19 protein-coding genes and 2 tRNA genes are annotated in these 18646 nt (G+C 68.0%); 4 read left to right on the forward strand and 17 right to left on the reverse strand.

Annotated features, from left to right (window positions below):
- Positions 1-45: 45 nt before the first annotated feature.
- From clpX to G6N16_RS16750, 5 genes are all read right to left on the reverse strand, one after another.
- A complete protein-coding gene (clpX, locus tag G6N16_RS16730; RefSeq protein WP_083028783.1) occupies positions 46-1320 on the reverse strand; it encodes an ATP-dependent Clp protease ATP-binding subunit ClpX in 1275 nt (424 codons plus the stop codon).
- 218 nt (positions 1321-1538) lie between these two features.
- Positions 1539-2153 carry an ATP-dependent Clp protease proteolytic subunit gene (locus G6N16_RS16735; protein WP_179961266.1) on the reverse strand — a complete coding sequence of 205 codons (615 nt, stop codon included), beginning with the start codon at positions 2151-2153 and terminating at the stop codon, positions 1539-1541.
- A 26-nt stretch (positions 2154-2179) separates the two neighbouring features.
- Positions 2180-2764, reverse strand: a complete 585-nt coding sequence (locus G6N16_RS16740; RefSeq protein ID WP_234805687.1) for an ATP-dependent Clp protease proteolytic subunit — start codon at positions 2762-2764, stop codon at positions 2180-2182.
- A gap of 111 nt (positions 2765-2875) precedes the next feature.
- The gene (gene tig / locus G6N16_RS16745; protein ID WP_163787906.1) at positions 2876-4270 is read right to left on the reverse strand and encodes a trigger factor; all 1395 of its coding nucleotides are present in this window, start codon (positions 4268-4270) and stop codon (positions 2876-2878) included.
- Positions 4271-4328: 58 nt separating this feature from the next.
- Positions 4329-4405, reverse strand: a tRNA-Pro gene (locus tag G6N16_RS16750).
- 715 nt (positions 4406-5120) lie between these two features.
- On the opposite strand from G6N16_RS16750, the gene G6N16_RS16755 reads away from it, so the two are divergent.
- Positions 5121-5194: transfer RNA gene (locus G6N16_RS16755), tRNA-Gly, on the forward strand.
- A gap of 37 nt (positions 5195-5231) precedes the next feature.
- Here G6N16_RS16755 and G6N16_RS16760 read toward each other — a convergent pair.
- From G6N16_RS16760 to G6N16_RS16780, 5 genes are all read right to left on the reverse strand, one after another.
- Positions 5232-5453, reverse strand: coding sequence for a hypervirulence associated TUDOR domain-containing protein (locus G6N16_RS16760; RefSeq protein WP_083028779.1), 222 nt, complete (start codon positions 5451-5453; stop codon positions 5232-5234).
- Between the two features lie 8 nt (positions 5454-5461).
- Positions 5462-5650 (reverse strand): hypothetical protein, encoded by a 189-nt coding sequence (locus tag G6N16_RS21840; protein ID WP_234805680.1) that lies wholly within the window; start codon positions 5648-5650, stop codon positions 5462-5464.
- A 195-nt stretch (positions 5651-5845) separates the two neighbouring features.
- Positions 5846-6247, reverse strand: a complete 402-nt coding sequence (locus G6N16_RS16770; protein WP_110810671.1) for a type II toxin-antitoxin system VapC family toxin — start codon at positions 6245-6247, stop codon at positions 5846-5848.
- Complete coding sequence (locus tag G6N16_RS21845) at positions 6240-6494, reverse strand: type II toxin-antitoxin system Phd/YefM family antitoxin (RefSeq protein WP_110810670.1); 255 nt, start codon at positions 6492-6494, stop codon at positions 6240-6242. Before G6N16_RS21845 ends, G6N16_RS16770 begins: the two co-directional genes overlap by 8 nt.
- A gap of 69 nt (positions 6495-6563) precedes the next feature.
- Positions 6564-6956 carry a DUF4345 domain-containing protein gene (locus tag G6N16_RS16780; protein ID WP_163787907.1) on the reverse strand — a complete coding sequence of 131 codons (393 nt, stop codon included), beginning with the start codon at positions 6954-6956 and terminating at the stop codon, positions 6564-6566.
- 122 nt (positions 6957-7078) lie between these two features.
- On the opposite strand from G6N16_RS16780, the gene G6N16_RS16785 reads away from it, so the two are divergent.
- Positions 7079-8197, forward strand: coding sequence for a hypothetical protein (locus G6N16_RS16785; RefSeq protein WP_163787908.1), 1119 nt, complete (start codon positions 7079-7081; stop codon positions 8195-8197).
- A 3-nt stretch (positions 8198-8200) separates the two neighbouring features.
- Here G6N16_RS16785 and G6N16_RS16790 read toward each other — a convergent pair whose 3' ends face one another.
- The 7 genes from G6N16_RS16790 to G6N16_RS16820 form a co-directional block, all read right to left on the reverse strand.
- Positions 8201-8977, reverse strand: coding sequence for a hypothetical protein (locus tag G6N16_RS16790; protein WP_133052845.1), 777 nt, complete (start codon positions 8975-8977; stop codon positions 8201-8203).
- A gap of 102 nt (positions 8978-9079) precedes the next feature.
- Positions 9080-9922, reverse strand: a complete 843-nt coding sequence (locus tag G6N16_RS16795) for a CDP-diacylglycerol diphosphatase (protein WP_083028773.1) — start codon at positions 9920-9922, stop codon at positions 9080-9082.
- Between the two features lie 127 nt (positions 9923-10049).
- Entirely contained in the window at positions 10050-11708 is a 1659-nt protein-coding gene (locus tag G6N16_RS16800) for a cation:proton antiporter (RefSeq protein ID WP_083028772.1), read from the reverse strand.
- A 70-nt stretch (positions 11709-11778) separates the two neighbouring features.
- The gene (locus tag G6N16_RS16805) at positions 11779-13356 is read right to left on the reverse strand and encodes an aspartate-alanine antiporter-like transporter (RefSeq protein ID WP_234805679.1); all 1578 of its coding nucleotides are present in this window, start codon (positions 13354-13356) and stop codon (positions 11779-11781) included.
- A gap of 69 nt (positions 13357-13425) precedes the next feature.
- Positions 13426-14229, reverse strand: a complete 804-nt coding sequence (locus G6N16_RS16810; RefSeq protein WP_083028771.1) for an Fpg/Nei family DNA glycosylase — start codon at positions 14227-14229, stop codon at positions 13426-13428.
- Positions 14230-14237: 8 nt separating this feature from the next.
- On the reverse strand, positions 14238-14717 hold the full coding sequence (locus G6N16_RS16815) for a ribose-5-phosphate isomerase (RefSeq protein WP_083028770.1): 480 nt from the start codon (positions 14715-14717) through the stop codon (positions 14238-14240).
- 25 nt (positions 14718-14742) lie between these two features.
- Positions 14743-15354, reverse strand: coding sequence for a mycothiol-dependent nitroreductase Rv2466c family protein (locus G6N16_RS16820; protein ID WP_083028769.1), 612 nt, complete (start codon positions 15352-15354; stop codon positions 14743-14745).
- 263 nt (positions 15355-15617) lie between these two features.
- Here G6N16_RS16820 and G6N16_RS16825 point away from each other — a divergent pair, with 263 nt between their 5' ends.
- Together G6N16_RS16825 and pepN are read left to right on the forward strand one after the other, a co-directional pair.
- Complete coding sequence (locus G6N16_RS16825; RefSeq protein ID WP_083028768.1) at positions 15618-16010, forward strand: DUF732 domain-containing protein; 393 nt, start codon at positions 15618-15620, stop codon at positions 16008-16010.
- A gap of 27 nt (positions 16011-16037) precedes the next feature.
- Positions 16038-18635 carry an aminopeptidase N gene (pepN, locus tag G6N16_RS16830; protein ID WP_163787909.1) on the forward strand — a complete coding sequence of 866 codons (2598 nt, stop codon included), beginning with the start codon at positions 16038-16040 and terminating at the stop codon, positions 18633-18635.
- Positions 18636-18646 lie beyond the last annotated feature (11 nt).

Below are 18646 nucleotides of genomic sequence, written 5' to 3' on the forward strand. Positions count from 1 at the left end.
CGTTCCTCGCCGCTTGATCGTCGCCCGGGTGCCGCTTGATCGTCGTCAGGCGGTCTTATCCCGGCGCTCGGAACGCGACGGCTTGCGCGGGACGATCGTCGGGAGCACGTTGTCCTCGACGGTCTCCTGGGTGACGACCACCTTGGCGACGTCATCGCGGCTGGGGATGTCGTACATCACCGGCAGCAGAACTTCCTCCATGATGGCGCGCAGGCCGCGGGCCCCGGTGCCACGGTGGATCGCCTGGTCGGCGACGGCTTCCAGCGCCTCGTCGGTGAACTCCAACTCCACGCCATCCATCTCGAACAGCCGGACGTACTGCTTGACCAGCGCGTTCTTCGGCTCGGAGAGGATCTTGACCAGCGATTCCTTGTCCAAGTTGGTCACCGAGGCGACGACCGGGAGCCGGCCGATGAACTCCGGGATCAGCCCGAACTTGATCAGGTCCTCGGGCATGACCTCGGCGAAGTGGTCGGCGGTGTCGATGTCGGCCTTGGAGTGCACCTCGGCGCCGAAGCCCAGGCCGCGCTTGCCAACCCGGTCGGAGACGATCTTCTCCAACCCGGCGAACGCACCGGCGACGATGAACAGCACGTTGGTGGTGTCGATCTGGATGAACTCCTGGTGCGGGTGCTTGCGGCCGCCCTGCGGGGGCACCGACGCCTGGGTGCCCTCCAGGATCTTCAGCAGCGCCTGCTGCACACCCTCGCCGGAAACGTCGCGGGTGATCGACGGGTTCTCGCTCTTGCGGGCGATCTTGTCGACCTCGTCGATGTAGATGATGCCGGTCTCGGCGCGCTTGACGTCGTAGTCGGCGGCCTGGATCAGCTTGAGCAGAATGTTCTCGACGTCTTCACCGACGTAGCCGGCTTCGGTCAGGGCGGTGGCGTCGGCGATGGCGAACGGGACGTTGAGCATCTTGGCCAGCGTCTGCGCCAGGTAGGTCTTGCCGCAGCCGGTGGGGCCAAGCATCAGGATGTTGGACTTGGCCAGTTCGACGGCCTCGCCGCCGCGGCTCTTCTCCCCGGCCTGGATGCGCTTGTAGTGGTTGTAGACGGCAACCGCGAGGGTGCGCTTGGCGGCGTCCTGGCCGATGACGTAGCTCTCCAGGAATTCACGGATCTCGGCGGGCTTGGGCAGCTCGTCGAGTTTCACGTCGTCGGCGTCGGCGAGTTCTTCCTCGATGATCTCGTTGCACAGGTCGATGCACTCGTCGCAGATGTACACACCGGGGCCCGCGATGAGTTTCTTGACCTGCTTCTGACTCTTCCCGCAGAACGAGCACTTCAGCAGGTCACCGCCGTCTCCGATGCGCGCCATGAGATGAGGCCTACTTCCTGTCGCCGACCTGTCAGGTGTTCTTCCCCCCGACGCTACCCGCACTCCCGGTGATGGTGCGACCGATAAGGCGAATAGCGCCGGTGGGATTCGTGTGCGGAAAACATATCCCCTACCGCACCGGTCGGCGCTGTCCGACGCGCGCGGTTATCAAGCTGTTTCCCACCGCAAGAAGTACGCCGGGCACATGGCCCGTCCGGCTACTTCTTCGCCGAGAGCTTCCGGTACTCCAGCACGGTGTCGATGATCCCGTAATCCTTGGCCTCCTCGGCCGTCAGGATCTTGTCGCGGTCGGTGTCCTTGCGGATCACGGCGGGATCCTTGCCGGTGTGCCGCGCCAGAGTGGTGTCCATCAGCGTGCGCATGCGCTCGATCTCGGCGGCCTGGATCTCCAGATCGGAGACCTGGCCCTGGATCGCCCCGCCGACGGCCGGCTGGTGGATCAGGACACGGGCGTTGGGCAGCGCCATCCGCTTGCCGGGGGTGCCGGCGGCCAACAGGACGGCGGCCGCCGAGGCGGCCTGCCCCAGGCACACCGTCGAGATGTCGGCGCGCACGTACTGCATGGTGTCGTAGATCGCCATCAGCGAGGTGAACGAACCACCGGGCGAGTTGATGTACATGATGATGTCGCGGTCGGGATCCAGCGACTCCAGCACTAGCAGCTGGGCCATGACGTCGTTGGCCGACGCGTCGTCCACCTGCACGCCGAGGAAGATGATGCGCTCCTCGAACAGCTTGTTGTACGGATTGGACTCCTTGACGCCGTAGCTGGAGTGCTCGATGAACGACGGCAGGATGTAGCGCGACTGCATCGAGTTCACGCCGTGGGCGGGGTTGGTCATTCGGCACTCCCGTTCAGGTGGGCGCGGGTGATGATGTGATCGACGAAGCCGTAGTCGAGGGCCTCCGGCGCGGTGAACCAGCGATCGCGGTCGGCGTCGGCCTCGATCTTCTCCAGGGTCTGACCGGTGAACTCGGCGTTGAGCCGGTTCATCTCCTTCTTGGTCAGGGCGAACTGCTCGGCCTGGATGGCGATGTCGGCGGCGCTGCCGCCGATACCCGCCGACGGCTGGTGCATCATGATCCGCGCGTGCGGCAGGGCGTAGCGCTTGCCCTTGGTGCCGGCGGCCAGCAGGAACTGGCCCATCGAGGCGGCCATGCCCATCGCGTAGGTCGCCACGTCGCACGGCGCGAGCACCATGGTGTCGTAGATCGCCATACCGGCGGTCACCGAACCACCCGGTGAGTTGATGTAGAGGTTGATGTCCTTGGTGGGATCCTCGGCGGCCAACAACAGGATCTGCGCGCAGAGCCGGTTGGCGATGTCGTCGTCGACCTGGGTGCCCAGGAAGATGATCCGCTCGGCCAGCAATCGCTCATAGACGGAGTCCGTGAGGTTGAGGCCGGACAAGCCGGAACGCATGTTGGTCACGACCGGTACCTGCTTTCTCGTGTGTGGTTCACGTTCGACACTAACCAACCGCGGCGTCCGCGCACTCCCTTGCGGGGGCGCGTTCGCTCACAGCGTCACCGACTAGTCGTCCTCGTCGTCGGCGGCGGCCAGCGCGTCGGCGACGACGTCGGCGTCGGCCTCGGCGGTTTCCGGGCTGGCCTTACCGAAGAACTCGGCGGTGTCGATGACGTTGCCGTCGGTGTCGGTCACCGTGGCGGCCTCGACGACGGCGGCGACGGTCAGCCCGCGGCGCACGTCGGCGAAGACGGCCGGCAGCTGGTTGTTCTGCTGCAGGATCCCGATCAGCTGCTGCGGCTCGATGCCGTACTGGCGCGACATCAGCACCAGGCGCTCCATGATGTCCTGCTGGCCGACCTCGATCTCCAGGTCGTCGGCGATGGCGTCCATCAGCAGCTGGGTCTTGACGGCCTTCTCGGCGTTGCTGCGGGTGTCGGCGTCGAACTCCTCGCGGGAGCTTCCCTGCTCGGTGAGCAGCTCGGCGAACCGGGCCTCGTCGTGGTCGAGCTCGTGGATGGCGTTGTGCACCACGTCGTCGATCTGGGCCTGCACGATCTTCTCCGGCAGGGCGACCTCGACGGTCTCCAGCAGGGTCTCCAGCGCGTTGTCGCGGATCTTCTCGGCCTGCTGGATGCGCTTGAACCGCTCGACCTGCTCGCGCAGGTTGGCGTTCAGCTCGTCGATGGTGTCGAACTCGCTGGCCAGCTGGGCGAACTCGTCGTCGGCGTCGGGCAGCTCGCGCTCCTTGACCGAGACGACGGTGACGGTGACCTCGGCGTCCTTGCCGGCGTGCTCACCGGCGACCAGCTTGGTGGTGAAGGTCTTGGTCTCGCCGGCCTTCAGACCGGTGACGGCCTCGTCCAGGCCCTCGATGAGCTGACCGGAGCCGACCTCGTGGCTCAGGCCCTCGGTCTTGGCCTCCGGCACGTCCTCGCCGTCGACGGTGGCCGACAGGTCGATGGAGATGAAGTCGCCCTCGGCGACCGGCCGGTCGACGCCCTTGAGGGTGCCGAACCGCTCGCGCAGGGACTGCAGTTCCTTGTCCACGTCGGCGTCGTCGATCTCGATCGGGTCGACGGAGATGGTCAGGCTGGACAGGTCCGGCAGGGTGATCTCGGGGCGGATGTCGACCTCGGCGCTGAAGGCCAGCTGCTCGCCGTCCTCCAGCTTGGTGACCTCGATGTCGGGCTGGCCCAGCGGCTTGATGTCGTTGGCGGCAACGGCCTCGCTGTAGCGCGCCGGCAGCGCCTCGTTGACGACCTGCTCCAGGATCGCGGCGCGGCCCACGCGGGCCTCCAGCAGCTTGGCCGGGGCCTTGCCGGGCCGGAAACCGGGCAGCCGGACCTGCTGGGCAAGCTGCTTGAACGCACGGTCGAAGTCGCTCTTGAGCTCCTCGAAGGGCACCTCCACGTTCAGGCGAACCCGGGTGGGGCTCAGGTTCTCGACGGTGCTCTTCACAGGTGCTCCTCGCGGTGATTCGGTCGTTCTGTCATGGGTCAAGTCGTGCGGGTCGTGCTGGTCGGGGTGACAGGATTTGAACCTGCGGCCTTCCGCTCCCAAAGCGGATGCGCTACCAAGCTGCGCTACACCCCGGTCGCTCCTGGCGGTATGCCGAGGCGCCCACGGCATCCTACGGCCTGGGCGCCGACGGCGGCCAAGCCGCCCGGACCTGAGCGGACCCGGGTTGGCCTTTCCCACAGGCCATACAGTCGCGCGTCGGGCAGCACGCGCAGGCGCCACCACCCCAGTCTTGCCCAGTTCACGCCTGCCGCGGCGTCATGAGAAGGCGATCGCGGTTGATCAGCAGGTTCCCCTGAACTCCGGTTTCGGTGCCCGCAGCACCGCCCACGACGTCGTCTCGCGTCCGTCACCCCCGTGCGCAAAAGCGGCGCGAGAGGTCACCCTTTCCTCCGCGACCGGCCAACCAGTGCCTTCTTTCCGCCGCGAGCGGCCAGTTGGGGCACGAGCGGCCAGCCAGGTACGCATAAGCCCAGGACCGCCCAGCGCGGGCCGAACACCATGGAGCGCTGGTGCGCCAACTGGCCGCTCGCGTGGGTTCTCGCGCCAAAAGTGGCCTCCCGCGGGGTTCTCGTGCGGCAACTGGCCGCTCGCAGCGCTCCGGTAATGGAAGATCGTCCCCGGCGCCCCGTCAGCGTCGGTTTACGCCCGCCGGGTCGTCTGTGACCGGGTGGCGATCCAAGCCGGAAATCGCCACTGAAGTGCTGGTGGCCGCTTCCGTGTGGTGCAACGCCCCCCGGCTTGGCATTTGGCTCGGCGGGGCCGTACAGTCTGGCTTCGAGCAGCACATGCGGGCGTAGCTCAATGGTAGAGCCCTAGTCTTCCAAACTAGCTACGCGGGTTCGATTCCCGTCGCCCGCTCCAAACCGCCTGGCGACGGCCGGTTTTTGCTTTCGCAGTCCTACAGCTTGTGCAGCGCGGAACCCTTGTGCATCGCGATGTGATCGGTCTTGTCGCTCTTAATTTCGTACTGCGGTTCGGCGGGGCTGGCGTGGTGCGTGTAGCCCTTGTAATCCACGTCCCGGGTATGGACGGCGATGATCGTTCCGCTGACGTGGCCGGCCTCGGAGTTCCACCCGACGTGGTCCCCGACCTGGAATTGTGTGTTCGATGGCTTCGACATCACGCTGATCAATCGGCGGGATTCAGTGGACTGATCCGGACGAATCCGCGGCTGCGCAGCAGGTCGTTCGCGACGAACAAGGCGGTGCGTTTGTTTCTGTCCTCGAACGGCTGTGCTTTTGCCAGGGCGACGAAGAGATCCGGTGCGTTATCGCGCACTTCGTCACCGGCAGTCGCGACGTCGATGATCGCGGACACGGCACACCCCTTCGCTCTCGCACTCCAATGGCTCCGGAATCATTCTCTCGCGCCTCACCGACAATTCGGTTGAGAAACCACCCACCAACCTGCCGCTGATCCCGAGCTCAGCTATCCACACCGACCACGACGAGTTACGGCCGACGGCCGCGGCCCGACGGCAAACCCCCGTCGGCATAGCGGGCACCCGTCGACTTATACGGATACAACCGTGACTAGGCCTTCAAGGCCACGGAAATCGTCCGCATTGCGCGTGTAGAGCGGGAGCCCTGCGGCCAGCGCCGTCGCTGCAATGAGCAGGTCGACCGCGCGCCGCCGAGGCTGGCGCCCGGCAGCCACAACGGCGGCATAGACGCGCCCATACTCCCTTGCACAGTCGGCGTCGAACGCCAGCGGTTCGACCCAGGATTCGAGCTGCTGCAGCCGGTCTTGGCGTCGAGCCCGCTCGGCTGGATCATCAGTAGCGTGCGTACCGGCGGAGAGCTCCGCGAGCGTGAGTGCGCTGACCGAAGTCTCATCGGGCAAATCAGCCGGCTCGATGACGTCCAGGTCGATCACCACCGACGTGTCGAGCAGGCCGCTGTCCGTCTCAGCCACGCGGGGTGATGTCCTGATCGACGGCTCGGTCCAAATCCTCGCGGAACTGCCGGCAGTCGATATGCGGGGCGCCCCGGAACGCCTCAGCCAACGCCGGCCCGTTGACGACACGGCGGCGGCGCAGCGGGACCAACTCCCCCACCGGAACACCATTTCGGGTGACGACGAAAGCTTCCCCCTGGTCCAGGCGGCGCATGATCTCACCGCTGCTGTTACGCAGCTCGCGCTGGGTGATTTCACTGGCCATCGACTAACTGTAGCACCGACGCTACAGCCCGGCGCGAGATCGCAGCAGCCCAGCGCGGACCAGCAACAATCAGCGTTGTGCGTCCGGCCGCGGGCCCAGGCACGAGTACCAATAGGTCAGGCCGGCGGCCACGAACTCCACGACGCCGGCGACGACGAAGACGGGATCCGGCAGGCCCACGGCGATGATCGAGACAACACGCGTCAGCGCCAACAGGGCCATGCTGGCCGCGAGGAATCGCACCGCGACGACCGGGATCTCGGCTTTGCGGATCGCCCAGAGGTAACCGACACCCAAGGCAATCAACAGGGCACCCGCCGCACGCGTCTCGCTGTCCATGGTCGCCGTCACCGCGCCGGCACCGGGGATGGTCTCCAAGGGGAAGAAGATGCGGCCCGCCCCCAGGACCATCAGGGAGACCCCGGTCACCCAGCCAAGAATCTTGAGGGTTCTGACGATCACAACGTGCTCCTTTGCTGCCATCTCGGTCCCGACGGCATCGTCCGGGCAGGGCATCCGCGGCGGTGTGCCAGAATGCGGTCTACCAGGCATTGTCCGCTGGGTGTGTCGCCGGAGGCCACCGGGTGCACACCGAACGTCTCGGGGGGATCGCGTTGACCGACGGTTGGTCGGGCTATTGCCCACGGGGACACCAGCTCCCGGACGAAACCAGCCCATGCCCGTCCTGCGCGATCGAGGACGACCAAGCCCGTATCGACGCCCAGGCGTCGGCCGCCGTTGCACCACCGCAATACGAAAACCAGCCCCAGGCCGCGGTCAACTACTCCCACGACGACTCCGCCGAGGCCCCGGTCAGCCAAGCCCAGTTTGGGCACACTCAGGTGCCCTATCAGCAGCAGTGGTCGCCGGAGGCAACCGGTCCGTATCCGGTGCCGTCCGGAGGCGGATCGAAACTGCCGATCATCATCGGCGTGGGGGCGCTGGTAGCCGTGGTGCTGGTCGCGCTGGCGGTATTCGGGCTCCGCGGTTCATCGAGTGACTCCGGCGATTCGCCGAGGGCATCCGGCGGTTCACCCTCGGCAGCGGCCGGCACTTCAAGCTGGACGGCGTCGCCCAGCACCACCGTCGCCATGCGGGGTTCGCCTCGTCAGTTCGTCAACGTCGCGCTGTGGCCCTTCGATTCCCCTCAGGCCGCCGACCAGTGGGTGCAACAGGCCGGGGACAGCGACGCCTGGCGGTTCGACGCCGGCCAGACCGCCCTGCGATTTGTCAACGAGTACCTCGGATTCACCGAGGTCAATCAGATCGTCGGCGTCGACGAACGCGGCGATCACGCGTGGGTGAAGGTCGGACAATCCGTCGGAAACAGCACACACACCGCGGCGAACATCCACCTGCAGCGCGTGGGCAGCGCCGTCGTCGCACCGTGGGTGGTCGTCGGCACCGAAGACAACCTCCTGACGCTGGACAGTCCAGTCTACGGTTCTACCGTTGCCGGACAGACGATCTCGGCCGGTGGGAAGATCACCGGCGTCGACGAGTGCATCGGCGTCCGGATCCTGCAGCAGGGGCGGACCCTGGGCGAGGCGCGCTGTGTAATGGCGGGCGGGTCCTCGTCGCCCTGGTCCAACCCGGTCACCATCAGTGGCGTGCAAACCGGCCCGGTGACCGTGGTGGCGTGGACCGGCGGGCACGTCGAGCGGGTCGAGACTTTCGCGATCACCGGGCTGCACGCGAACTGACGGTCAGGGCGCGACGGGCTCGTGCCAGCGGTTGGACATCCCGAGCAGCCGGTCGCCGCTGGGTTTACGTTCCAGCAGCGGGATATCGCTGCAACCCGATTGATTCAGGGCCCATTTCAACCGGTCCAAGTCGAACTTCGACGCCGGCACCGACACCCGCGCCGGCAGATCGCCGAGCACCGCGTCGGACCGCACGGGCATCGGGTTCACCGGCACTCCGGGCACCGGAACCACACCGATCTCGACCATGCCGGGCTCGTTCGCGCGGGCGATGATCACCTTGCCGACGGCGTTCCACCCACCGGCGAAGTCCTTGTCCCGCGCGAAGGTCAATCCGTCCGCGTTGCCCAGGAACAGAGTGGACCAGCGGGCGTACTGCTTCAGCACGAAGACGCCGGTACCGATCGCCGCCACGATGACGGCGATACCGGCCTTGCTGCCCTCGAATCCCAACGCCTTGATCAGCTCGACGAGCCCCCAGCCGACCAGGCTGACCGCTGCCACGGCCGCCGGGCCCACCAGCAGCCAACCGAATTCGCTGTGCGGCCGGGTGATCCGGTAACCGGTCCGCTGCGCCACCGCCCAGATCCACCAGGCACCGGCCACCGCAGCGAGCAGTCCGGCCGCGGTGATGACCCAGGCTTCGGTGTTGGCCGGATCGAGGTCGATGTTGTACACGCCGAGCATCACCGCGAACCCGCCCGCGAAGACCACGACGTACGGGTACTTGTACCAGCGTGATGTCTTTTCCTTCGCCGCGACGGCCTGCGCGCGCGTCACCGGCTCCAGTGAATACCGAGCCATTCCCCCACCCTCCGATCGGTGTCGGTTCCACCCTAATTGCGTACACAACGGGGCCGTGACACTGATTTCCCGGGGGGATCAGCCCTTGTTCAGCAGCGGCTCGATGTTGGCGACGCCGTGGATGCCGGTGTTGCGGTCGCTCTCCAGCACGACAAAGCCGGTGCCCTGCTTGTTCTGGGTGATCAGCATCGTCTCGTGCTCCATCCCGGCGCCGGAGTGGGACTTCTTCAACGGCTTGACGATGTCGTCGTTGAGCTTGGCGAAGAAGTTGTAGTCCATGCTGTCGGTGTTCCAGGCGCGGTAGGCGTGCTTGTTGTCATTGCCGTGCTGGTCGTGGCCGGTGACCTCGATGACCGACTTCTGCCAGTCGTGCTCGTTGCGCGGAACCTTGTTCTCCTTGACGGCCCTGTCGATATCGGCGCGGGCCGGGCCGTAGAGCCGGGTGAGGTGGATGTGCAGCTGGTCCTGGTCCCGCTCGTCCTTGGAGTTGATGCCCAGAGCCCAGTCCGGACCCTTCATCAGGCTGACTTCGGAGTAGGCGTCGTTGAAGTAGTGCGGCGCGGCGGCGTCGAGCAGGTTGTCGCACTCGATGCCGTGCTCGCGGACCGTCGGCACTACCAGCAGGTTGACGTCGCTGCGCGGCTTGGCCTGCCCGTCGTGCACGGCGTAGCCGAGCGAGCGGTCCTTGTTCGGGAAGACGACGTCGCGGTTGCCGAGCTTGAGCATGGGAGTGGCGTGCTTGACGCCGTTCCAGATGTGGCTGGTGGTGTCCTTGGGGTTGCCGCACGGGGAGAAGGCGGGCGTCGCACCCGTCGAGGCCTGGGCCATCGGGGACAGCGCCAGGCCCACCACCGGTGCGGCCGCCAGGGTGGCGATCACGGCGAAGCGGTGCAAGCGGGCGGGGCGAAGGGCGGTGGTCACTGGTGGGCTCCTGACGGGTGTCGTTGTGTTGCAACAACGATCCCGTCATCGCGGCGTCCGGTCAGTCCGCCGGCCGGCCCGAACCCGGGGGGAATTTTGGGTCCACCGATCGGTGGACCCCGTCAGCTCAGAACCGGCTCTCCAGACGCGCGGTGACGCCGGCCTCCTGCAGATCCAGGCGTTCCAGCATCGCCCGGGCCGCCTCGTCCTCGATGTTGCCGGCATCGAGCTCGGCGATCAGTGCCGCCCGCTGGGCCACCAGCACATTCCGGTAGAGCTTGGAATAGACCTCGGCGCGCGGGGTGTGCTCGTCGGGATCGGGCATCTGGTCGGCGTCGTCGGATTGCCGCGCGATGGTGGCCAGGATCTCCTCGGCGAGCTCGCCGTCCACTCCGGCCGGCGGGTTATCCCGGAACGCGGCGAACACCCCTTCGGCGGCATCGTGCACCACCTGCGCAGCCCTGAGAGACTCCGCGAGCTCGGCGTCGGCGTCGGCGCGAATGTGCAGGCGGCGGATCAGCAACGGCAGCGTCCAGCCCTGCAGCAGTAGCGTTCCCACGCTGACCAGGAAGGCGATCGCCTGGATCGAGGCCCGCTCCGGGAACGGCTCTCCGGAGGCCGTCGTCACCGGGATCGCCGCGGCGGCGGCCAGTGTCACCACCCCGCGCATGCCGGTCCAGGACACCACCAGTGATTCCTGCCAGGTCAGTTTGGCGTGGTCCACCCGGCGACGCCGCAACCGAAGCCGCCAGCCGCGCTCTCCGTTCTCGACGGTGGGCAGGCGTACTCGGGCACCGACGTGCTCGGTCAGCTTGCGGCGCCCGAAGATGACGAACACCGACAGCGGCCGGATCAGCAGCACGACGGCCAGCACGATCAGCGAGGCGACGACGACCTCCATCAGCGATTCGTGCGCCTCCTGCAGGTGCACCAGGACGAATCGCAGGTGCAGACCGATATAGGCGAAGACGAACGCCTCCAGCAGCACGTCGAGGGCATTCCAGACGTGCCGTTCCTGCAGTCGGGTCTGGTAGCCGGCGCTCAGCGTGCCGTTGCCGACGATGAACCCGGCGACCACCACCGCGAGCACACCGGAGGCGTGCAGTTCCTCGGCGGTGATGAACGCCGCGAACGGCACCAGCAGCCCCTGCGCGGTCTCCAGGCCCGGACTCTCCAGCTGGTTGCGGATCCACAGCGTGATGTAGCCGAGCGCCGCGCCGACCAGGGGCCCGACGACGGCGCTGTAGCCGAACAGTGCGACGGGGTTCTCGATGAACGTCTTGGTGCCGGCCACATGCGCGACGGCGAAGCTGAACAGGGTGAGCGCGGCGGCGTCGTTGATCAGGCTCTCCCCGGTCAGGATCGCCATCATCCGCCGCGGCAGGCCGAGCTTGCGGCCCACCGCCACCGCGGTGACGGCGTCCGGTGGCGCCACGATGGCACCCAGCACCAGGGCGATGCCGAAGGACAGCGGGACCGCGTCGGCCCAGGCGGAGAACCCGGCGACGGCGAACGCGGTCACCACCACCAACCCCACGCCGAGGCCGAGGATCGGGCGGATGTTGCGCCGGAACGTCGGGAAGGAGAAGTTCAGGGCGGCCGAGTAGAGCAGCGGTGGCAGCACCAAGGTGAGCAGGACGTGCGAATCCAGTTCCGGCGGTTCGAAATCCGGCAGGAACGACACGGCGATACCGACGACGACGATGACGAGCGCGGGTTCCAGGCCCCGGCGGTGCGCCATCACGGTGATCACGATCGCCCCGACGACGACGAGTATCAATTCCACGGGATCATTGTGCCGGGTGATGTCCCGCGATCGCGCGGCCGAGCCGCCGAGCCGGAGCGGGACGGCGGTTTCAGAGGACGACCAGGACCTGTGCGGCGATCACCTTGACGATCATCGCGGTGGGATAGGCCAGCGTGTAGCCCAGAGACACCCGGGCGTCGTAGCCGGTGCGTTCGTTGGCGAAACCGAGCAGCGCCGGCTGGGTCTGCACCCCGCCGAGTACCCCCGAGCTGCGCACGCCGCCAAGGGAGAACACCCACCGGGTCAGCGCATAGCTCCCGACGGCGACGACGGCCGACGCGGCCGCGCCGACCCCGACGAGTTTGACCACCTCGCCGGATGCGAACGCCACGGCGATCAGGCCGCCGGCCTTGCATCCGGCGTAGGCCAGGAACAACATCAGGCCGATCTCGGCCAAGACCGTCGCCGAGGTCACCGGCATGCTGGTCAGGATCGGGCCGATCCGGCGCATCCGGCCCATCACCAACCCGACCAACAGGGTGCCGGCGGCCGCGCCGATCGAAACCGTCAGCCCGCCGGGCAGCGAGATCGGGATCAGGCCGATGCCCAACCCGATCGCCAGTCCACCGCCGAGCGCCAGGGGCGCGAACGCCGTCTGCCCGCGATTGGAGTCACCCAGCAGTTCGGTCACCGCGTGCATGTTCTCCGGCGGCGCGACCACCCGCAGCCGGTCACCGAGCTGCAGTCGCAACGACGGCTCGCTGACCAAGTCGACGTCACCGCGCCGGACCCGGGACACCGTCGCACCGTGGCCGGCGAAAGGAAGATCGGCGACGCGGTGTCCGCCGAACCGCGGGTTCGACAGGGTGATGCGCCGGAAGTCCAGGCCGGAACGGTCGTCGGTCAGGTCGTGGCTGGAGCGGTGGCCGAGCCGGTCGGCGATCGCGTCGATGTCGTCGGCCTCCCCCACCACCGACACCTTGTCGCCGTGGCCGAACTGGGTGTCCGGGGTGACGGCGGTGACCTCGGACTGGCCCGCGTGGCAGACCCGGACGAGTTTGACGGCGCCGCCGATCCGGCTCTGCACGTCGGCGGCGGTCACCGGCTGGTGGCGGTCGACCCGGATGGTGGCGCCGACGATGGGCTGCGGGGCGTCGGTGTCCGACGCTGCCCGGCGCAGCGACCACGCCGTCGCCGCCAGCATCGCCAACACACCGAACAGATACGCGGAGGCATAGCCGACGGTGGCCTCGGCACCACCACCGGCGGCGGCCAGCGCCGGGGTGTTGGTCTGCGAACCGGCGAACACCCCGGCGATCGCGTCGCTGTCCAGTCCCATCGCCCGACCGAGGATCAACGTCACCGCGGCGGCCGCGAAGATCACCCCGGCCGCCGACAGCATCAGCGGCCAGGACGTGCGGATCGCCGCGAAGAAGCCGGGCCCGGACACCACCCCGGTGGCGAAGGCGAACAGGGCCAGTCCGAACGACCCGAGCGCGTCGGGCACTTCGATATTCACGCCGGCGGCGGCACCCCAGGCGGACAGCCCCAGCGCCGCGAACAGGATCCCGGCCGCCCCGAGCTGGATCCCGCGTATCGACACCGCCCCGAGTGCGGTCCCGGCCATGATCACCAACGCGACCGTGATCAGCGGTTGGTCACCCAGAAACTGCAGAACTGCGTTCACTCGGCCTCCACCCCGACGCGGACGCTCTCACCCTAGGGCGTCGACGGCGAACGTGCCGGACCGAAGAGGTCAGTGCTGGCAGGCGGGACACCAGAACAGGTTTCGGCCTTCCAGCTCGGTGGTGAGCACCGGTGAACCGCAGATCCGGCAGGGCTCTCCGGCCCGCCGGTAGACGTAGGTGCGGGGCCGCCCGGCGCGATACGACGGTGCGCCGTGGTCGTCCTCGGGGCGCACGACGACGATCTGCCCGCGGCGTTGCCCGACCTTCATCATCGCGACCAGGTCGGCCCAGATGGCGTCGAACTCCTCGGCGCTGATCGACGTGCCGGGCCGCATCGGGTCGATGCCGTGCCGGAACAGCACCTCACTGCGGTAGATGTTGCCGACGCCGGCCAGCACCGACTGGTCCATCAGCAGGGCGCCGATGCTGCGCCGAGATTTCGAGATCCGCCACCAGGCTTTGTCCGGCTCGGCGTCGGCGCGCAGCGGGTCGGGTCCGAGCCGGTCCAGCACGTCGGCGATCCCGCCGTCGTCGAGCACCTCGCAGACCATCGGTCCGCGCAGGTCGGTGCCGTAGTCGGTGCCCAGCATGCGCATCCGCACCTGCCCAATCGGATCCGGGGGCCCGTCGCCGTCGAGGGCGTACTCGGAGAACGCGCCGTAGATGCCGAGGTGGATGTGCACGGCGCGGCCGCCGTCGTAGTGGTGGAACAGGTGCTTGCCCCAGGCGTCCGCCCGGCGCAAGACCCGGCCGTGTACCAGAGCGGCGCCGTCGTCGAACCTGCCCTGCGGGCTGCCGACGGCCACCGGGTGCCCGCCGAAGCGGCGCTGGTGCAGCCGCGCGAGGCGGTGCAGGACGTGCCCCTCCGGCATGGGTCAGCTCAGGCGGGGGCGCCGGGGACCGGCGGTGCGGCGTGGTCGACCTCGTAGGCGGTGAGGATGTCGATGCGGCGCTGGTGGCGCTCCTCCCCCGACCACGGAGTGGCCAGGAAGGTGTCGACGATGGCCAGTGCTTCTTCGCGGCTGTGCATCCGGCCGCCGATGCCGATCAGCTGCGCGTTGTTGTGCTCGCGGGCCAGCGCGGCGGTCTCGGTGCTCCAGGCCAGCGCGCAGCGCGCCCCGGGCACCTTGTTCGCGGCGATCTGCTCGCCGTTGCCGGAACCGCCCAGCACGATGCCGAGGCTGCCCGGGTCGGCGACGACGCGACGTGCGGCGTCGATGCAGAACGCCGGGTAGTCGTCGACGGCGTCGTATTCGAACGCCCCGCAATCCACCGGTTCGTGCCCGGTGTCGGTCAGGTGCTCGATGATGGCCTGCTTGAGTTCGTAGCCGGCGTGGTCGGCACCGAGGTAGACGCGCATGCGGGTAACCCTAACCGGGGCGGGATCAATCGAACACAGGTGACTCGGTGCGGCTGCGCTTGAGCTCCCAGAAGTGCGGGTAGGACGCGAACGTGACGGACGCGTCCCATAGCTTGCCGGCTTCCTCGCCGCGCGGGATGCGGGAGAGCACCGGACCGAAGAACGCCACGCCGTTGACGTGAATGGTGGGTGTGCCGACATCGGTGCCGACGGGATCCATCCCGGCGTGGTGGCTGGCGCGCAGGGCGTCGTCGTACTCGGTGGAGGTGGCGGCCTCGGCGAGTGAGGCGGGCAGCCCGACTTCGGCCAGCGCTTCGGCGATGACGACGTCGGGATCCTTGATGCCCTGATTGTGGACGCGGGTGCCCATCGCGTTGTACAGCGGGCCCAGCACCTGCGGACCGGCCAGCTGCTCGGCGGCGATGGCGACCCGCACCGGGCCCCACGCCCTGGTCATCAGCTCGCGGTAGTGCTCGTCGAGGTTGTCGCGGCCCTCGTTGAGGACGGCGAGGCTCATGACGTGGAAAACCACGTCGATGTCACGGACCTGCTCGACTTCGAGGATCCAGCGTGAGGTGATCCAGCACCAGGGACACAGTGGGTCGAACCAGAAATCGGCGCGGGACTTCTCGGACATATCGGCGGTCCTCTCGATGATGGCGGGCGTACTCCCCTACGGGTGCAACCCGCGCGGTGCGCGCGGTGTTCCGGCCGCAGCCGCTACGGTGGTTAACACAGCGGTCCGCGGCTGCGACACACATTGTGTGCAAGTCCTGACCGAACCGTGTCGTCATCGTTACCAACGACGACCATTGTTACCAAAGCGACATCTGTTACCCAAGTGAGATGTGGTCCCGCAGGGCGTTCCTATTGCCCGACCCAATTCCAGGAGCCCACGACATGACCATCACGTTCTCCCGTACGGCGCGGCGAACCGCCGGCGCGCTCGCCGCGGTGACCGCGGCCGTACTGATGACCGCCGCCCCGGCCCAGGCCGACGGCGACGACGACTTCATCTCAGCGCTGAGCAACGCCGGGATGTCGACCAGCGATCCCGGCATGACGGCCGCCCTGGGCGAGTCGATCTGCCCGGCGCTGGTCAAGCCCGGATCCTCGTTCGCCGAGGCCGCGGCCACCGCCCGCAACGGCGGAGTGCCCCCGCAGCTCGCCGGCTTCTTCGCCGGCCTGGCCATTCAGCACTACTGCCCGCAGATGATGACCTCCATCGGCGACGGCACCATCATCAACCAGCTCTCCGGACTGCAGGGCCTGACCGGCATTATCGGCGGGTAGCCCGCAGCACGGTTAGGGTGAGTGGTTGTGGCACTCCCCAACCTCACCCGGGACCAGGCAGCCGAACGCGCCGCGCTGGTCACCGTCGCGAACTACCGCATCGACCTCGACCTGACCGACGGCGCCGGCGCGCCCGGTGAGCGCACCTTCTCCTCGGTCACCACCGTCGAGTTCGACGCCCTGGCCGGCGCCGACACCTATCTGGATCTGGCGGCCGAGCGCGTGCGTCGGGCCACCCTCAACGGCCGCGAAATCGACGTCTCCGGCTACGACGAGTCGACCGGGATCCCGTTGCGCGGACTGACCGCCCACAACGTCGTGGTGGTCGAGGCCGACTGCCGCTACTCCAACACCGGCGAGGGCCTGCACCGATTCGTCGACCCGGTCGACTCGCAGGTCTACCTGTACTCGCAGTTCGAGACCGCCGACGCCAAGCGGATGTTCGCCTGCTTCGACCAGCCCGACATCAAGGCCACCTTCGACGTCACGGTCACCGCACCCGCGCACTGGCAGGTGATCTCCAACGGCGCGCCGGTGTCCGCCGAACGCGGCGACCTGGACGACACCACGGTGCACACCTTCGCCACCACCCCGCGGATGAGCACCTATCTGGTCGCACTGATCGCCGGTCCGTATGCGGTGTGGCGCGACGTCTACACCGACGCCCACGGCGAGATTCCGCTGGGCATCTTCTGCCGCGCATCGCTGGCGCAGTACATGGACCACGCGCGATTGTTCACCGAGACCAAGCAGGGCTTCGGCTTCTATCACGAAAACTTCGGTGTGCCTTATGCGTTCGGCAAGTACGATCAGCTGTTCGTGCCGGAGTTCAACGCGGGCGCGATGGAGAACGCCGGCGCAGTCACCTTCCTGGAGGACTACGTCTTCCGGTCCAAGGTCACCCGGTATTCCTACGAGCGCCGGGCCGAGACCGTGCTGCACGAGATGGCGCACATGTGGTTCGGCGACCTGGTCACCATGACCTGGTGGGATGACCTGTGGCTCAACGAATCCTTCGCCACCTTCGCCTCGGTGCTGTGCCAGGCCGCCGCTACCGAGTACACCCAGGCGTGGACCACGTTCGCCAACGTCGAGAAGTCCTGGGCCTACCGTCAGGACCAGTTGCCCTCGACGCACCCAGTCGCCGCCGACATCCCCGACCTGCACGCCGTAGAGGTCAACTTCGACGGGATCACCTACGCCAAGGGCGCCAGCGTGCTCAAGCAGCTGGTCGCCTATGTGGGGCTGGACGCCTTCCTGGCCGGACTGCGCGCGTACTTCGCCGAGCACGCGTTCGACAACGCCCGGTTCGCGGATCTGCTTGGCGCACTGGAGCGCTCCTCGGGTCGGGATCTGTCCGGCTGGGGCGCGCAGTGGCTCAAGACCACCGGCCTGAACACCCTGGCCCCGGACTTCGACGTCGATGCCGACGGGCGCTTCACCCGGTTCGCCGTGCGTCAGGGCGGCGCGGCGCCGGGCGCCGGGGAGACCCGGGTGCACCGACTGGCCATCGGCATCTACGACGACGATCCCGCGGGGTCTCCCAAGCTCGTCCGGGTGTACCGCGAGGAGGTCGACGTCGACGGTGAGTCGACGGATATTCCTGCGCTGCAGGGCATTTCCCGCGGCAAACTGATCCTGGTCAACGACGACGACCTGACCTACTGCTCGCTGCGGCTGGACACCGAATCACTGGAGACGCTGCTGGAGCGGATCGCCGATATCGCCGAACCGCTGCCGCGCACGCTGGCCTGGTCGGCAGCCTGGGAGATGACCCGCGACGCCGAGCTGCGGGCCCGGGACTTCGTCGCGCTGGTACAGCGCGGCATCGGTGCCGAGACCGAGGTGGGCGTGGCGCAGCGGCTGCTGCTGCAGGCGCAGACGGCGCTGGGCTCCTACGCCGAACCCGGGTGGGCCCGCGAGCAGGGCTGGCCCGGCTTCGCCGACCGGCTCGCCGCACTCGCGCATGAGGCCGACGCCGGCTCGGATCACCAGTTGGCCTTCGTCAACGCGTTGTGTTCGTCGGTGCTGGCTACCCGCCACGTCACGCTCCTGGCGGATCTGCTGGATTCCGATCCGGCCGATCTGGGCCTGCCGGGCCTGCAGGTCGACACCGATCTGCGCTGGCGGATCGTGACGGCGCTGGCCGGCGCCGGGCACATCGACGCCGACGGACCGGAAACCCCGTTCATCGACGCCGAGGCCGCCCGCGACAACACCGCCGCCGGGCGACGCAGCGCTGCCGCTGCGGCGGCCGCCCGCCCGCAGGCCGCGGTCAAGCAGGCCGCCTGGACCCAGGTGATCGAGGACGACACCCTGGCCAATATCACCGCGCGCTCGATCATCAACGGGTTCGTCGCACCCGGGCAGGCCGCGGTGCTGGCGCCGTTCACCGCGCGCTACTTCCACTCGGTCTCCGGGGTGTGGGAGCGCCGCTCCAGCGAGGTCGCCCAGACCGTGGTCGTCGGGCTGTACCCGTCGTGGGACATCAGCGAGGAAGCCCTGGCGGCCGCCGATATGTTCCTGTCGGACCCGGAGTTGCCGTCGGCGCTGCGCCGACTGGTGCTCGAGGGCCGCGCCGGGGTCGAGCGGTCCCTGCGCGCGCGGAACTTCGACAACTCGTAGCGACCCACCCC

It is taken from the genome of Mycolicibacterium insubricum (genome assembly GCF_010731615.1).
Taxonomy (GTDB): domain Bacteria; phylum Actinomycetota; class Actinomycetes; order Mycobacteriales; family Mycobacteriaceae; genus Mycobacterium; species Mycobacterium insubricum.

Coding starts and splice junctions, on each gene's coding strand:
- clpX (WP_083028783.1), bottom strand. CDS start 1,320: ATGGCGCGCATCGGAGACGGCGGTGACCTGCTGAAGTGCTCGTTCTGC.
- G6N16_RS16735 (WP_179961266.1), bottom strand. CDS start 2,153: ATGCAGTCGCGCTACATCCTGCCGTCGTTCATCGAGCACTCCAGCTAC.
- G6N16_RS16740 (WP_234805687.1), bottom strand. CDS start 2,764: ATGCGTTCCGGCTTGTCCGGCCTCAACCTCACGGACTCCGTCTATGAG.
- G6N16_RS16760 (WP_083028779.1), bottom strand. CDS start 5,453: ATGTCGAAGCCATCGAACACACAATTCCAGGTCGGGGACCACGTCGGG.
- G6N16_RS21845 (WP_110810670.1), bottom strand. CDS start 6,494: ATGGCCAGTGAAATCACCCAGCGCGAGCTGCGTAACAGCAGCGGTGAG.
- G6N16_RS16810 (WP_083028771.1), bottom strand. CDS start 14,229: ATGCCGGAGGGGCACGTCCTGCACCGCCTCGCGCGGCTGCACCAGCGC.
- G6N16_RS16815 (WP_083028770.1), bottom strand. CDS start 14,717: ATGCGCGTCTACCTCGGTGCCGACCACGCCGGCTACGAACTCAAGCAG.
- G6N16_RS16820 (WP_083028769.1), bottom strand. CDS start 15,354: ATGTCCGAGAAGTCCCGCGCCGATTTCTGGTTCGACCCACTGTGTCCC.
- G6N16_RS16825 (WP_083028768.1), top strand. CDS start 15,618: ATGACCATCACGTTCTCCCGTACGGCGCGGCGAACCGCCGGCGCGCTC.